The organism is Streptomyces sp. RPT161 (assembly GCF_027533845.1).
GTDB classification, from domain to species: Bacteria; Actinomycetota; Actinomycetes; order Streptomycetales; family Streptomycetaceae; genus Streptantibioticus_A; species Streptantibioticus_A silvisoli_A.
In genome coordinates this window covers 191,606-204,186 of sequence record NZ_JAPZVN010000007.1, presented here as the reverse complement: position 1 = coordinate 204,186, position 12,581 = coordinate 191,606, and the positions used below count along the sequence as shown (strand labels likewise).

Below are 12,581 nucleotides of genomic sequence, written 5' to 3'. Positions count from 1 at the left end.
AGTGCCTGCAGCTCGGCCACGCTGCGGTTCCGCCGAACAGCCCGGCGGTTGACGCGACCACGGCGACGTCCAGCGGCTCAGCCAGCGTCGAGCCGATGACCTGGCTGCTGCGCGCCAAGCGCATATCGCCGGTCAGCTACCCGGCGCCCTCAATGCGGGGCTCGGCGGCGACCCCTGGCACACCGAGGACCGTGCGCACGGGCGCGGTGTCCACCGGCTGCCGAACACCCTGGCTCTTGCCGGACACGGCGACGACGTTCGAACTGCGGACGTGGCGTCCCGCCCCCCGGCCCCAGTGGACCGACACCCCGAGCAGTACCGCGGGGAGCGTTCCGGCGAACCGGCGCTTGTACGTCCGCAACGAGGCGAGGCCCAGCCTCAGGCCGACCCGGCCGCCGTTGGTGACGGTCATGAGCGTGCCTTCTGTCGCGCCCGCCCGTCAAACGCCCTCATCCGGTCAACTACCCGGCCGAGGTGGGGCGTTACATGCGCTCGACCAGCCGTCCGTCGGCGAGGAACATCACGTCGCCTGACCGGTGGCCACCGGGGGCGCGGTGACCACCATCACGGTGCGGCCCAACTTGTGCGCGGCGTCGCGTTCTCGACGACAGTGAGGGCGGGCCACCAGATTGAACGACCGGAAGCCGAACCCGACGTGTTCCCGCCGCAGCAGCGTCAACTGGCCGTCGATCAGCGACCCCCCAGCTCGGTGTCGCCGATGTACCCGGAACCGGAGGTGAGGGTGCCGAGCCCCGGCCGCGCAGCGCATCAGCGTGGACTTGCCGGAGCCCGAGGGTCCCGTGGTCGTGGTGAAGCGCATCCGGGGAAGCCCCACGATCACTCCGTCGAGTGCCCGCGCCTCTGTGTCGCCGATGCCCTTAAACCTTCACCCGTCGCGAACTTGGGCGGCGTGCGCGACGGTACGTACCGCGCTGGCGGCGGTCATCGCGCACCGCCGAACCGCTCGTCCAGCACGGACAGCCTGCGCCAGTACTCGTCCTCGTCGATCTCACCGCCCGCGAACCGGCGCCCGAGCACGGCCACCGGTGACTGCTCGTCCGACCGCGGCGGGAACGGCCGCGCCCAAGGGCCGCCCCGGCCCCGCCACACGGTGCGCCGCAGCACGGTCACCACGCCGATAACCCCCGCCGTCCACACCAGTGGGAACAGCAGGATCCAGGGGCCGGGTCCACCCTCGTGCCAGGGGGCTGCCAGGAGGTTCATGACGTTCAACTCCTCGATGCCACCGGTCCGTTCGTTGACCGGTTTCCGGTCCGCGGCCATGGGTGGTCGCGGACACCATCGAGCGTCGCGCGTCGGGCAGTTCTGGTCGTCGTATGGCAGGCGCCAGTGTGCGTACTTCGCCAGAAGTACCGGCATCGGCTGCGGCTGCTACCCGGCGAGTGCCTCCAGCGGGTCATCGAGCACCGGCTGCCAGGCCAGCTCCGCGGCGCCGACCAGGCTGTTGTGGTCCAGCGAGCAGCTCAGGATCGGCACCGAGCCGCTGCGCCCCCACAGGCTTCGGTCGGCGACGACGGCGCGCAGCCGCTCCGGATCGGCCTCGAACAGGTACCGGTGCAGTCCACCCAGGGCGATGCGGTCGGGGTTGAGCACATTAACCAGTCCGGCGAGTCCCAAACCGAGCCGGTCGATGAGCGCCTCGGCGGCGGAGCGCACCAGCGGATCGTCGTACTCCGTGCGCAGCAGTCGGGCCGAGCTGTCCAGCAGCGACACCTCGGGGCTCGTCGGCCGTCCGGCGGCCTCAAGGAAGGCCACCGGGTCGACCTCGACGTCCAGGCAGCCGCGGCTGCCGCAGTGGCAGGGGCGTCCCTCGGGGTTGACGGTGAGGTGGCCGACCTCCAGGGCGAGGCCTGAACTGCCGGTGTGCAGCCGGCCGTCGAGCACCAGGGCGCCGCCCACACCACGGTGCCCGGTGGCGACCACGAGCAGGTGCTGGGCACCGCGTCCCGCGCCGTGCCGGTGCTCGGCTAGCGCGGCCACGTTGACGTCGTTGCCCACGAAGGAAGCCACCGGAGCGCCGCTCGGGCCGGTGACACCGTGTGCCCTGATCTGCTCGGCGAAGACATCTCTCACCGGCGCACCGGCGGGCCAGGCGACGTGGAGCGGGTTGAGCGCGGTGCCCTCGGGCTCGGCCACCGCGGACGGCACCGCGAGTCCGGCGCCGACGCAGTCGCGTCCGGAGGACTTCAGCAGTTCCACCCCGGCCTCGACGACCAGACCGAGTACGTGTGCCGGGTCGGCGGGCACCGTCATGCAGCCGGGCGTGGTGGCGATGATGCGCCCGCCGAGGCCGACCAGGGCTGCCCGGAAGCCGTCGGCGTGCACCTGGGCGGCAAGGACCACCGGCCCGTCGGGGGCGACCTGGAGCCGGTGCGAGGGGCGGCCCTGCGAACCGGCCTCCACGGTGGGGCGGGTGTCCACCCGGATCAGCCCGAGGGTTTCGAGTTCGGCGGCCACCGCACCGGCGGTCGCCCGGGTCACCCCCAGCTCCGCGGTGAGCACCGCACGGGTGGGCGCGCGCCCGGTGTGTACGAGCGCCAGCGCGGGGCCCAGCGCCGCGCGCCCCCTCTCAAGCCTTGTCCGAGTCTGCGTCACGGTCCTATTCTTACTTTGTGCCGACGCTAAACAAAATACGGACGGCCCTCACTGGAACCGCCCACAGGCCGTCCGGTACCCCTCTGACCGCCCTGCGCACCGCGCTCACCGCCTTCTTCGCCGTGGACGGATTCGTCTTCGCCGGATGGGTGGTCCGCATCCCTGCCATCAAGGCCCAAGTGGGCGCCTCCTCAGGCGCGTTGGGCCTCGCGCTGCTCGGCGTGTCCGCCGGGGCGGTCGCCACGATGGTCATCACCGGGCGGCTGTGCCACCGGTTCGGCAGCCATCCGGTCACCGTGGGGTGCGCGGCGCTGCTGGCGCTCAGCGTAGCGCTGCCGCCGCTCACCCACTCGGCGCTGGCCCTGGGACTGGTCCTGCTGGTCTTCGGCGCCGCGTACGGCGGGCTGAACGTCGCCATGAACAGTGCCGCCGTCGACCTGGTCAGGGCGCTACGGCGCCCGGTCATGCCAGGCTTCCACGCGGCGTTCAGCTTCGGCGGACTGGTGGGCGCCGGGCTCGGCGGACTGGTCGCGCCGCACCTGTCACCGACCCGGCACCTGCTCCTGCTCACCCCGGTCGCCCTGGTGGTGTCGGCGGTCGCGGGCCGGGTACTGCTGCGGCACGCGGCGCCCCGCACCCAGACGGTGGAATCGGCGCCTGTGCGCCCGCGCGCCGGTACCGGAACCCGCTGGCTCGTCGGCGTGTTCGGCCTGATCGCCCTGTGCACCGCGTACGGGGAGGGAGCGCTGGCCGACTGGAGCGCGCTGCACCTGACCCAGGACCTGGACAGCGGACCAGGTCTCGCGGCGGCGGCCTACGCGCCGTTCGCGCTGGCCATGGCCGTGGGACGGCTGTCGGGCACCGCACTGCTGGAGTGTTTCGGTCAAACCCGCACCCTGGTCCTCGGCGGGCTGACCGCCGCGTCCGGGATGCTGCTGGGAGCGCTCGCCCCACTGCCGTGGCTGGCGCTGACCGGATTCGCGGTGACCGGCCTGGGCCTGGCCAACATCTTCCCGGTCGCCATCGCTCGGGCCGGGGCACTGGCCGGACCCGGCGGGGTCGCCGCCGCGTCCACGCTCGGCTACGGCGGCATGCTGCTCGGGCCGCCCTCGATCGGCTTCCTCGCCGAGGCGGTGGGGCTGCCACTGGCGCTGACCACGGTGGCGCTGCTGGCGGCGGCCGCCGCGCTGATCGCCTTCACGGTGCGCAACGCGGAGCCACGCACGGCGTGACGCCACCCCGAGGGCCGTTGTCAGACCCCGGTGCCACCATGTGGTCATGGAAACAGCCGAGTTCATCGAAATCCTCCGCCAGGACGGCGAGTTGTTGGCGGATGCGGCGGAGGCGGCCGGGTGGGACGCGCCCGTGCCGCCGTGCCCCGACTGGCGGGTACGCGATCTGGTCGCGCACTTGGGCGGCGTGCACCGTTGGGCGACCGGCTTCGTCGCGGGGGCGACGCAGCCCGCGCGGCTGGTGGTCGACGCCCCGCCGGACGAGGCGCTCGCCTCCTGGTACAGGGACGGCCACCGGCAGTTGCTGGACCGGCTCACCGCGGCCCCGGCCGACCTGGAGTGCTGGGCCTTCCTGCCCGCCCCCTCCCCGCTGGAGTTCTGGGCCCGTCGCCAGGCGCACGAGACGGCGATCCACCGCTTCGACGCGGAGGCCGCGCTGGGCAAGGGCCACTCCCCGTACCGCACCGACTTCGCCCTCGATGGCATCGACGAGTTGCTGACCGGCTTCCTGGCCGGATCCCGCAGCCGACTGCGCTGCCAGACGCCGCGGGTGCTGCGAATACAAGCGGCGGACGGCCCCTCCGGCCCGGTCGACTGGTGGCTTCGGCTGTCCCAGGACCCGCCGCGCGTGGAGCGTACGGACGGCGCGCCGCCCGTCGGCATCGGAACGCCCGACTGCGCCTTCAGCGGCCCGGCCACCGCGCTCTACCTCGCACTGTGGAACCGGGGACCGTATGACGGCATCGAGGTGACCGGCGACGGCTCGCTGGCCGAGCTGTTGCGCGACAACTCGTCGGTCACCTGAGCCTTGTCGGCTCAGCCAAGCCAGCCGGGCCGCACCAGGCCGGACTCATAGGCCAGCACGACGAGTTGGGCGCGGTCCCGGGCGCCGAGCTTGACCATGGCCCGGCTCACATGCGTCTTGGCGGTGAGCGGGCTGACCACCAGGCGGCGGGCGATCTCGTCGTTGGACAGCCCGATGCCGACCAGCGCCATCACCTCACGCTCGCGCTCGGTGAGTTGCTCCATGCCCTCGGCCGCCGCCGGCTCCTTGGAGCGGGCGGCGAACTCGGCGATCAGCCGCCGTGTCACGCCGGGCGACAGCAGGGCGTCCCCGGCCACCGCGGCCTGTACCGCCCGCAGCAGTTCGTCCGGTTCGGTGTCCTTGACCAGGAACCCGGTGGCGCCGGAGCGGATCGCCTCGAAGACGTACTCGTCCAGTTCGAAGGTGGTGAGGATGACGACCTTGACGTCGGTCAGCGCCGGGTCGCCGGTGATCCGGCGGGTGGCGGCGAGCCCGTCGAGCACCGGCATGCGGATGTCCATCAGCACGACATCTGGTTTGAGCCGGGCGACCTGACGCAACGCCTCCTGACCGTCGGCAGCCTCGCCGACCACCTCGATATCGGGTTGCGCGTCCAGCAGCGCACGGAATCCGGCACGCACCAGCACCTGGTCGTCCGCCAGCACCACCCGTGTCATCGGTCCTCCTCCGTCACCACGCCGTCCAGCCCGGTCACCGGAAGCGTGGCGACCACCCGGAATCCGCCGTCACCGCGCGGACCGGCCTCGACGCCGCCGCTGAGGGCCGCCGCCCGCTCGCGCATGCCGATCAGTCCGTTGCCGCCTCCGGAGTCGCCGCCCGCGGTGGCGGGCCCATCATCGTCGATCCGCAACTCCACCTCCCGCGGCCGGTAGCCGATCCGCACCCGAGCGGTACGGGCGCCCGAGTGCCGCACCACGTTGGTCAACGCCTCCTGAACGATCCGGAACGCGGCGAGGTCCACGCCTGGCGGCAGCGTCCGTGCCCTTCCGTCGATGTCAACGCTGACCTGAAGCCCAGCAGCCGCCGCCTGCCCGGCGAGTTCCGGAATCCGGTCCAGGCCCGGTGCGGGGGTACGTGGCGCCGAGCCCGGGGAGCGCAGCGTCCCGAGCACCTGCCGCACCTCGCCGAGCGCCTCCTTACTCGCGGCCTTGATGGTGGTCAGCGCGATCCGCGCCTGCTCCGGGCGCTCGTCGATCAACGCCAGGCCCACGCCAGCCTGGACGTTGATGACCGACAGGCTGTGCGCGATCACATCGTGCAGCTCCCGGGCGATCCGCAGCCGCTCCTCGTCGGCCCGGTGCCGTTCGGCCTCGGCGCGCTCCCGGCGGGCCCGGACGAACTGTTCCCGGCGCACTCTGATCAGTTCGGCGACGGCGCCCAACGCCAGCAGCGAGGCCGCGATCCCGAACTCCTGGCCCCAGCCCTGGGCAGGTTGGCCGGCGGGCGGCAGCCAGCGGTAGAGCCAGTGGCCGACCAGCAGGTGACCCGCGTACAGCCCGGTCGCGGCGGCCCAGGCATCCCGGCGGCGGCCGTGGACGACGGCGGAGCAGAAGGCGACCAGGAAGCAGAGGAAGAACGGCCCCCGGGCAAAACCGCCGGCCAGATAGCCAAGGGTCGTGACCATCGTTCCGTACACCGCGACCTGCGGCAGCCGTAGTCGCAGCACGAGCAGTGCTGGCCCGGCGAGCAGCAGGGCATAGCCGAGCGCGTTGAGGTGGACCTGGTCGACAGCGTGGCGGCTGGCGAACGTCGAGGCCATCACCTGGATGAAGGCGACGGCGAGCGAGGACCGCACGGGCCAGCGGAGCGGCGAGTCCGGCCCGTTCCGCATCCAGGGGCCAACGCCCCATGGCGGGCCACCCCGCAGTGCGGCGCCACCGGGCCACTCGCGCCGGGGCACCTGATCGTCGCTCATGCCGCAACGCTAGACCGGGCGGGGCCGCCGCGGCGTCCCTCGCACGTGGTGATCGTCCGTACTCCCGGGGAAGTAGGTGGCGGCCCGGCGCCCTACAGCCCCACCTGCCGGGCGAGCACGGCGCACGAGTGGTCGAAGAACGCGTCGCGGGCTTCCACCACGCGATGGAAGTGACCGAAGACCTCGAAGCCGATCAGGCCGAAGAGTTGCGACCACGCGGCTGTCAGCCCGGCCAGCGTTGGCTCCGGCAGATCGGCCGCCAGCAGGGCAGCGAACCGTTCCACATCGGTGCGCAGTTCATCGGGCAGCGGTTCGTCGGCAGGTGGGGTCAACTCGCCCGCGGCTTGGGCGTCGCGGGCGATGGCCACCAGCGCCAGACCGACTCTGGAGGCGGGCGCGACGGTGTCCTGCGGAGCCGTGTATCCGGGCACGGGCGAGCCGTACAGCAGGGCGTACTCGTGCGGATGCGCCAGCGCCCAGGCTCGCACCGCACGGCACACCGCCGTCCAGCGTGCGACGGGAGCGTCACCGGCGGTCTCGCCCAAGGCGGCTTCGGCGGCCTCGCCGACGGCGTCGTAGGCGTCGATGATGAGCGCCGTCAGCAACTCGTCCCGGCTCGGGAAGTAACGGTAGAGCGCGGAGGAGACCATGCCCAGCTCCCGCGCCACGGCCCGCAGGGACAGCCGGGCGGCGCCCTCGGCGGCCAGCTGGCGCCTGGCCTCGTCCTTGATGGCGGCGGTTACCTCGATGCGCGCGCGTTCCCTGGCCCCTCGGATCACACTCATGGCCACAGTCTGCCAGTTCACGGAGCGGCAGCCAACAACCGGATCGGAGGACATAAATGAGAGCAGTGCTCTTGCGCGGGTGCGTCGACGATGCCAGACTGATCTGGAACGAGAGCACCGCTCTCACCAATGCGATGGGGAACCGCCGTGACTGAGCAGCGCTATCTCAAGCCGGGCCGGATCCAGGTCCAGCTCCTGCACAACGCCGTCGGCTGGCTGACGCGGCACGGCATCAGCATCGCGGGCTCCCGCGAACTGGCGGTGCGCGGACGCAAAAGCGGTGAGTGGCGGCGCAATCCGGTCAACCCGGTGACCGTCGGAGCACAGCGCTTCCTGGTCGCGCCCCGCGGCCAGACCCAGTGGGTGCGCAACCTGCGCGCGGCCGGAGGCGGCGAACTGCGGCTGGGCAACCACATCGAGCGGTTCACCGCACAGGAGGTGCCCGACGCGGAGAAGCCAGAACTGCTCCGCACCTACCTCGCCCGATGGCAGTGGCAGGTCGGAGCGTTCTTCAAGGGAGTCAATCCCAACTCCTCGGACGAGGAGCTACTGCGCATAGCCCCCGACCACCCGGTCTTCCGCATAACCGAGCAAGCCTGACCCGGGCACCCAGGACGCCACCGGCCGCGAACTCTCAATAGGACGAAGCAGCGGCAAGTTGACCCGCCCCTTCACCACCCGTCGACACCAGCGGCCCACTCGATGCCGCCGAACCCCGCGACCCAGGGGCCACGGCTCCGTCGCCCCAGAAGACGTTACGGGCGGCCCAGGCCGGAGAGCAGCCGCCCGGCCATGGGGTGGTTGCGCACGATCTCGGCCAGCGACGTCGAACCGTTGGTGATCCCGGCGAAGGCGTTCCAGGCGGGCGGAAGCGAGATCAGCGCCGAGTGCAGCAGACCCGGGCGGCGCTCGAAGACGGACAGCATCCGGCGGCCCACCGCCATCTCCACACCCAGACCGGCCTTCACAGCGAACGCGTAGTTGAGCGCCTGGCGCCGCGCGTCCACCGCGTCCTGCGCCTCGGCGATGCGGACCGCCCACTCACCCGCCATCCGCCCCGAGCGCAGCGCGTACGAGATGCCCTCGCGGGTCCACGGCTCCAACAGCCCGGCCGCGTCACCACAGACCAGCACCCGCCCGCGGGAGAGCGGGGAGTCATCGGCCCGGCAGCGGGTCAAGTGGCCGGAGGACACGCTGGGTTCGAAGCCCGCCAGACCGAGCCGGGCGATGAAGTCCTCGAAGTACCGCTTGGTCGCCTCACCCTGCCCACGCGCTGAAATCACCCCGACCGTAAGGGAGTCGCCCTTGGGAAAGACCCAACCGTAACTACCGGGCAGCGGGCCCCAGTCGACCAGCACCCGGCCCGCCCAGTCCTCCGCCACGGAGGCGGGCACCGGGATCTCAGCCTCCAGGCCGAGGTCGACCTGGTCGAGCTTGACCCCGACATGAGCGCCTATCCGGCTGGCGCTGCCGTCGGCGCCGACGACAGCGCGAGCCAGCAGCGTCTCACCCGTGCTGAGCACGACCGCCACCGTCCGGCGATCGGGCACGGCGGGGCCGTGCTGCTCGACCCGGGAGACCTGGGTACCGGTGCGCAGTACGGCACCGGCACGCTGGGCGGCCTCGGTCAGCTGCGCGTCGAACTCGGGCCGGTTGATCAGTCCGAACAGCGTCCGGCGGGAGCGGCGGGTGCGGGCCATCCGGCCGTTGAGGCTGAAGGTGACCGCGCGCACCCGGTCGCGCAGCGGGAGTTCGAAGCCGGGCGGCAGGGCGTCGCGGGACGGGCCGATGATGCCGCCCCCGCAGGTCTTGTAGCGCGGCAGCTCGGCCTTCTCCAGCAGCAGCACCCGTCGCCCGGCGGAGGCCGCGGCGTGCGCGGCGCTGGCGCCCGCGGGCCCGGCGCCCACCACGACGACGTCCCACACCTCCGGGTGCCCGCCGTCCGCCGTCTCCCCGCCCCGCGCTGCGTAGTCGCTGCTCACGTGTGTTCCGCTCCCGCTTCGTCTGCCGGTCTCCCGCATCCTATGGCGCGGCGCGAATTGGTCCGCTATGGGACCATCGGCTGCGCGGTCACCCGCACCCACCAACCACCGCACCCACAAGGAGCGCCCATGTCGCAGGCCTCGCACGCCCCACTCGCCGAGGCGGTCGCCGCACTGATGCCCCGAGCCAGGGCCGAACTCGCCGAGTTGGTCTCCTACCGTTCGGTCGCCGACCCGCGCCAGTTCCCCAAGAGCGAGTGCGAGAAGGCCGCGCGCTGGGTGGCCGACGCACTGCGCGTGGAAGGCTTCCAGGACGTGGCGCTGCTCGACACCCCGGACGGCACCCAGTCCGTCTACGGCTTCCTGCCCGGGCCCGAGGGAGCGCCCACGGTCCTGCTGTACGCGCACTACGATGTGCAGCCGCCTCTGGACGAATCAGCGTGGATCAGCCCGCCGTTCGAGCTCACCGAACGCGACGGCCGTTGGTACGGGCGCGGCGCGGCCGACTGCAAGGGCGGTCTGGTGATGCATCTGACCGCGCTGCGGGCACTGCGCGAGCACGGCGGTGTCCCGGTCTCGGTGAAGGTGATCGCCGAAGGTTCCGAGGAGCAGGGCACCGGGGGGCTCCAGCAGTACGCCGAGGCACACCCCGAGCTGCTCGCGGCGGACACCATCGTGATCGGCGACACCGGGAACTTCCGGGTCGGGCTGCCCACCGTCACCGCGACGCTGCGCGGGATGACGCTGGCCGAGGTCAGCGTCGAGACGCTGGAAGGCAATCTGCACTCCGGCCAGTTCGGTGGCGCCGCGCCCGACGCGCTCGCCGCGCTGATCCGGATACTCGACTCGCTGCGTGACGAGTCCGGTTCCACGACCGTGGACGGCCTGCAGCCGGACGCGAGTTGGCAGGGGCTGCAGTACGGCGAGGAGGAGTTCCGCGCGGACGCCAAGGTGCTCGACGGTGTCGGCCTGGTCGGTACCGGCACCATCGCCGACCGCCTGTGGGCGCGCCCCTCGGTCACCGTGCTGGGAATCGACTGCCCGCCGGTGGTGGGCGCCACCCCGTCGGTGCACGCCAGCGCCCGTGCCCTGGTCAGCCTTCGGGTGCCGCCGGGCACCGACGCCAGCAAGGCCCAGGATGCGCTCAGCGCCCACCTTCGGTCGGCGGCACCGTGGGGCGCGCGGGTCAAGGTCACCCAGCGCGGTGAGGGCCAGCCGTTCCGCGCGGACACCTCCAGCCCGGCGTACACCGCGATGGCGGAGGCGATGCGCGCGGCCTACGACGGCACCGAGATGCAGGTCGCCGGGCAGGGCGGCTCGATTCCGCTGTGCAACACCCTGGCCGCGCTCTACCCCGGGGCGGAGATCCTACTGATCGGGTTGAGCGAGCCGGAGGCCCAGATCCACGCGGTGAACGAGAGCGTCTCACCGCAGGAGTTGGAGCGGATGTCGCTCACCGAGGCACTGTTCCTGGCCAACTACGCACACAGCAAGCGCGGCTGAAGCGCATGGTGACCGTCCAGCGGTGAATCGTGCCGTTCGACAGCTAGTCGACCGCCGCGATCGGTTCGCCCGCTTCGAGGTCTATCGCCTTTCCCTGGGCGCGAGCCCGTAGCGCCCAGTGGAGGCGGGCGAACCGCTCGGCCGGCAGCAGAACGGACGCCTCGTCCTCGGTGACGAAGCGCCAGCCGCGCAACTCGGCCGCGGGCAGCAGCAGCCGCCCGGCATCGGTGGCGGTCAGCAGGCCGCCGTCGAACAGCAGCCGCAGCCCGCCGAAGCCCGGCGGCCGTGGCGGCTCCCAGTCGACAACGAGCAGCCGTAGACCCGCGCCGGTCCCGAGGTCGACGCCGAGTTCCTCGGCGACCTCGCGCAGCGCGGCCCGCGTCGGCGGCTCACCGCGCTCGACCACGCCACCGGGAAACTCCCAGCCTGGTTTGTAGGTTGGGTCGACGAGCAGCACGCGGTCGCGTTCGTCGAACAGCAGCACCCCGGCCGCCAGCGTCTCCCGGGTCGGCTCGGGCGTCTGCACGATGCCACAGGCGCCAGCGCCCTCTCCCACGGCGACCGCGACGCGCTCCGCGATCTCGCGCGGCGGTGCGCCACCGACGTCGAGGACATGGGCGTCCCGAGTGAGCCAGGGCAGCGCCGCACGGTAGGCGGCGAGATGGTCAAGGCACCAGCGGCGCACCGAGGCGCTGGCCTCCGGGTCGCCGGGCACCTCCTCGCGGTGCGCGATGCGCTCCCGCAGGATCGTTTCCTCAACCCGCAGCAGCACATGTCTCACCGGAATGCCCCGGGCGGCCAGCGCACCGAAGATCTCGTCCCGGTAGTCCTGACGCAGCAGCGCCATCGGCGTCACCAGCGGCCCGCCGGTCTCCATCAGCAAAGCGGCCGCGGTGTCGACGACGAGCCGCCGCCAGGAGGGCAGCTCCTGGTAGTCGGTGATCTCACCGAGACGCTTCTCCGGCAGCAGTAACCGCAGTGTGCTGCCGATCAGTTCGGGGTCGTACAGGGTGCTTCCGGGTATCAGGTCGATCAGTTCGCGGGCGGCGCTGGTCTTTCCCGCACCGAACGCGCCGTTCAGCCAGACGATCACGGTGCCCCCTCCTCCGTAGCCCCCTAAGAAGTGCCCGGGCGGCACGGTCGGGCAAACGCGCGGGGCGCGGCGAGACCGCAATGGAACCCAATGCCGCCCACCCTCATCCAGCCATCATCGAAACTCACCACCACCAAACAGCCTCGCACGCCGCCCACTCAGACAAAAGCGGCACAACACAACCCGCCACTCACCGCCTCCCACCAATCCCAAACACCATCCAACGTAACCGATCGAGCCTGACGGGAACATGACGCACTCACAGGTCGGCTCAACAGCACCAGCGGCACGTCGACCGACCGGAAGGAGACACCGCAGCCATGCACCCCCTCGCCACCGGCACCGCACACCACAAAGCCCTGGCGGCGCTGGGCACAGCCCTGTTGTGCTCCGCCGGGCTGGCCACCCCGCCACCGCCGCAACCCACCAGCGCCAAACCACCGCCCCCTCCCCTCCGACGCGCGAGAACCCCCAACCCGCTGCTCAACAACGGGCTGGCCCGCACCCCGCCCATGGGCTTCAACAACTGGAACAGCACGCACGGCGGCCCCTACCTCAACGAGGCGATGGTCAAGGGCACCGCTGACCTCTTCGTCAGCAAGGGCCTCAAAGTGGCCGGTTACCGCTAG

At 72.0% G+C, this 12,581-nt stretch carries 14 protein-coding genes; 5 read left to right on the top strand and 9 right to left on the bottom strand.

The window, feature by feature from the left end:
* Positions 1–136: 136 nt before the first annotated feature.
* The 4 genes from O5O46_RS17150 to O5O46_RS17135 form a co-directional block, all read right to left on the bottom strand.
* Entirely contained in the window at positions 137–412 is a 276-nt protein-coding gene (locus O5O46_RS17150; RefSeq protein WP_269856306.1) for a hypothetical protein, read from the bottom strand.
* A gap of 108 nt (positions 413–520) precedes the next feature.
* Positions 521–835 (bottom strand): hypothetical protein, encoded by a 315-nt coding sequence (locus tag O5O46_RS17145; RefSeq protein ID WP_333482384.1) that lies wholly within the window; start codon positions 833–835, stop codon positions 521–523.
* Positions 836–942: 107 nt separating this feature from the next.
* Positions 943–1,224: an SHOCT domain-containing protein gene (locus O5O46_RS17140; protein ID WP_269856414.1), complete on the bottom strand. Its 282-nt coding sequence runs from the start codon at positions 1,222–1,224 to the stop codon at positions 943–945.
* Between the two features lie 168 nt (positions 1,225–1,392).
* Positions 1,393–2,616, bottom strand: coding sequence for an ROK family protein (locus O5O46_RS17135; RefSeq protein WP_269856305.1), 1,224 nt, complete (start codon positions 2,614–2,616; stop codon positions 1,393–1,395).
* 17 nt (positions 2,617–2,633) lie between these two features.
* On the opposite strand from O5O46_RS17135, the gene O5O46_RS17130 reads away from it, so the two are divergent.
* Both O5O46_RS17130 and O5O46_RS17125 read left to right on the top strand, forming a co-directional pair.
* On the top strand, positions 2,634–3,848 hold the full coding sequence (locus O5O46_RS17130; RefSeq protein ID WP_269856304.1) for an MFS transporter: 1,215 nt from the start codon (positions 2,634–2,636) through the stop codon (positions 3,846–3,848).
* 46 nt (positions 3,849–3,894) lie between these two features.
* Positions 3,895–4,653 carry a maleylpyruvate isomerase family mycothiol-dependent enzyme gene (locus O5O46_RS17125; protein ID WP_269856303.1) on the top strand — a complete coding sequence of 253 codons (759 nt, stop codon included), beginning with the start codon at positions 3,895–3,897 and terminating at the stop codon, positions 4,651–4,653.
* An 11-nt stretch (positions 4,654–4,664) separates the two neighbouring features.
* On the opposite strand, the gene O5O46_RS17120 is transcribed toward O5O46_RS17125, so the two are convergent.
* From O5O46_RS17120 to O5O46_RS17110, 3 genes are all read right to left on the bottom strand, one after another.
* Complete coding sequence (locus tag O5O46_RS17120; protein ID WP_269856302.1) at positions 4,665–5,330, bottom strand: response regulator transcription factor; 666 nt, start codon at positions 5,328–5,330, stop codon at positions 4,665–4,667.
* On the bottom strand, positions 5,327–6,589 hold the full coding sequence (locus tag O5O46_RS17115) for a sensor histidine kinase (protein WP_443072554.1): 1,263 nt from the start codon (positions 6,587–6,589) through the stop codon (positions 5,327–5,329). Before O5O46_RS17115 ends, O5O46_RS17120 begins: the two co-directional genes overlap by 4 nt.
* Positions 6,590–6,681: 92 nt before the next feature.
* Positions 6,682–7,374 carry a TetR/AcrR family transcriptional regulator gene (locus tag O5O46_RS17110; RefSeq protein WP_269856301.1) on the bottom strand — a complete coding sequence of 231 codons (693 nt, stop codon included), beginning with the start codon at positions 7,372–7,374 and terminating at the stop codon, positions 6,682–6,684.
* A gap of 129 nt (positions 7,375–7,503) precedes the next feature.
* On the opposite strand from O5O46_RS17110, the gene O5O46_RS17105 reads away from it, so the two are divergent.
* Positions 7,504–7,974, top strand: a complete 471-nt coding sequence (locus O5O46_RS17105; RefSeq protein WP_443072553.1) for a nitroreductase family deazaflavin-dependent oxidoreductase — start codon at positions 7,504–7,506, stop codon at positions 7,972–7,974.
* Positions 7,975–8,129: 155 nt separating this feature from the next.
* Here O5O46_RS17105 and O5O46_RS17100 read toward each other — a convergent pair whose 3' ends face one another.
* Positions 8,130–9,356, bottom strand: a complete 1,227-nt coding sequence (locus tag O5O46_RS17100; RefSeq protein WP_269856299.1) for a geranylgeranyl reductase family protein — start codon at positions 9,354–9,356, stop codon at positions 8,130–8,132.
* A 129-nt stretch (positions 9,357–9,485) separates the two neighbouring features.
* Here O5O46_RS17100 and O5O46_RS17095 point away from each other — a divergent pair, with 129 nt between their 5' ends.
* Positions 9,486–10,859, top strand: coding sequence for a dipeptidase (locus tag O5O46_RS17095; protein WP_269856298.1), 1,374 nt, complete (start codon positions 9,486–9,488; stop codon positions 10,857–10,859).
* Between the two features lie 43 nt (positions 10,860–10,902).
* Here the strand turns inward: O5O46_RS17095 and O5O46_RS17090 are convergent, their stop codons facing one another.
* Positions 10,903–11,952, bottom strand: coding sequence for an NUDIX hydrolase (locus O5O46_RS17090; RefSeq protein WP_269856297.1), 1,050 nt, complete (start codon positions 11,950–11,952; stop codon positions 10,903–10,905).
* A 320-nt stretch (positions 11,953–12,272) separates the two neighbouring features.
* Between O5O46_RS17090 and O5O46_RS35555 the strand changes: the two genes are divergently transcribed.
* Positions 12,273–12,581, top strand: a complete 309-nt coding sequence (locus O5O46_RS35555; protein WP_443072552.1) for a hypothetical protein — start codon at positions 12,273–12,275, stop codon at positions 12,579–12,581.

Coding starts and splice junctions, on each gene's coding strand:
- O5O46_RS17150 (WP_269856306.1), bottom strand. CDS start 412: ATGACCGTCACCAACGGCGGCCGGGTCGGCCTGAGGCTGGGCCTCGCC.
- O5O46_RS17140 (WP_269856414.1), bottom strand. CDS start 1,224: ATGAACCTCCTGGCAGCCCCCTGGCACGAGGGTGGACCCGGCCCCTGG.
- O5O46_RS17125 (WP_269856303.1), top strand. CDS start 3,895: ATGGAAACAGCCGAGTTCATCGAAATCCTCCGCCAGGACGGCGAGTTG.
- O5O46_RS17120 (WP_269856302.1), bottom strand. CDS start 5,330: ATGACACGGGTGGTGCTGGCGGACGACCAGGTGCTGGTGCGTGCCGGA.
- O5O46_RS17115 (WP_443072554.1), bottom strand. CDS start 6,589: ATGAGCGACGATCAGGTGCCCCGGCGCGAGTGGCCCGGTGGCGCCGCA.
- O5O46_RS17110 (WP_269856301.1), bottom strand. CDS start 7,374: ATGAGTGTGATCCGAGGGGCCAGGGAACGCGCGCGCATCGAGGTAACC.
- O5O46_RS17105 (WP_443072553.1), top strand. CDS start 7,504: ATGCGATGGGGAACCGCCGTGACTGAGCAGCGCTATCTCAAGCCGGGC.
- O5O46_RS17095 (WP_269856298.1), top strand. CDS start 9,486: ATGTCGCAGGCCTCGCACGCCCCACTCGCCGAGGCGGTCGCCGCACTG.
- O5O46_RS35555 (WP_443072552.1), top strand. CDS start 12,273: ATGCACCCCCTCGCCACCGGCACCGCACACCACAAAGCCCTGGCGGCG.